Raw genomic sequence first — 1,451 nt, 5'->3', positions numbered from 1 at the left:
GGCGGATTCAACCGGTCGTCGCAACACCTTGATCCGGAGGTGTTGCATGGGCAGACCAGCGGGGTGGATGACGACGCGCACCGGGCGGCCGGCGATGCGGTCACCGGGACGGCCTCCGATCCGTCGAGACGTGGAGCGAGCATTCTGGAGGAAGATCGCCGAGGGGCTGACCAGCGAGGATGCCGCCCATGCCTGCGGCGTGTCGGGGCCGGTCGGGTCTCGGTGGTTCCGCGAGGGTGGCGGCATGCCGTTGATCGAACTCAGCGCACCATCAGGCAGGTATCTGTCGTTCACCGAGCGGGAGGAGATCGCCCTGCTCAAGGCCCAACACAAGGGGGTTCGCGAGATCGCGCGCTGCCTGGGCCGGTCGCCCTCGACTATCTCGCGGGAACTGCGGCGCAATGCCGCCACGCGAGGTGGCCGCTTGGACTACCGGGCATCGATCGCGCAGTGGAAGGCCGAGCTGATGGCGCGGCGCCCCAAGACACCGAAACTAGTGGCCAATGCCAGGCTACGGGAGTACGTGCAGGCCCGGCTGTCCGGTCAGCTGCAGGGGCCGGACGGCAAACCGGTAACCGGTCCGCGGCCTTCTGCCTGGAAGGGCCGGAACAAGCCCCGGCGTCAAGACCGCCGGTGGGCGCTGTCGTGGAGTCCTGAGCAAATCTCCAACCGGCTCCAGGTGGACTTCCCCGATGATGAGTCCATGCGCATCTCGCACGAGGCGATCTACCAGGCCCTGTTCATCCAAGGCCGCGGAGCGCTCAACCGGGAGCTGGTCGCTTGCCTGCGCACCGGTCGTGCACTGCGCGTGCCACGCGCCCGCAGCCGGCGTCAGGCCCGCGGCCATGTCACCCCGGACGTGGTGATCAGTCAGCGGCCCGCCGAGGTGGAGGACCGCGCCGTCCCAGGCCATTGGGAGGGGGACCTCATCATCGGCACCGACCGCTCCGCGATCGGGACTCTGGTGGAGCGCACTACCCGATTCACCCTTCTGCTGCACCTGCCTCGGATGGAGGGCTACGGCACTCAGGAACGGGTGAAGAATGGCCCGGCGCTGGCCGGCCGCGGTGCCGAAGCCGTGCGAGACTCGATCACCAAGGAGATCATCGGGTTGCCCGAGCAGCTACGCCGCTCGCTGACCTGGGACCGAGGGACGGAACTGGCCCAGCATGCGCAACTGCGCATCGACACCGGCGTGCGGGTCTACTTCGCCGACCCTCATAGCCCCTGGCAGCGTGGCACCAACGAAAACACCAATGGCCTGCTGCGGCAGTACTTCCCCAAGGGCACCGACCTGTCGCGGTGGAAGGCCGAAGAGCTGGCGGCCGTAGCATTCGCACTCAACACCAGACCCCGGAAGGCCCTTGGATGGAGAACACCGGCAGAGGTCTTTAGCGATCATCTAAACTTGTCGCTGACCAGCAGTGTTGCGACGACTCCTTGAGCCTAAG

The 1,451-nt window shown here is 67.1% G+C and carries 1 protein-coding gene; it reads left to right on the top strand.

What is annotated here, in order from left to right; translation table 11 throughout:
• The first annotated feature begins 67 nt into the window (after positions 1-67).
• The gene (locus tag ACZ6S0_RS52905) at positions 68-1,444 is read left to right on the top strand and encodes an IS30 family transposase (protein ID WP_465928760.1); all 1,377 of its coding nucleotides are present in this window, start codon (positions 68-70) and stop codon (positions 1,442-1,444) included.
• The last annotated feature ends 7 nt before the right edge of the window (positions 1,445-1,451 follow it).

It is taken from the genome of Nonomuraea sp. NPDC051298 (genome assembly GCF_055586305.1).
The sequence above is the reverse complement of the archived record's forward strand: the minus strand, read 5'-3'. Positions and strand labels throughout refer to the sequence as shown.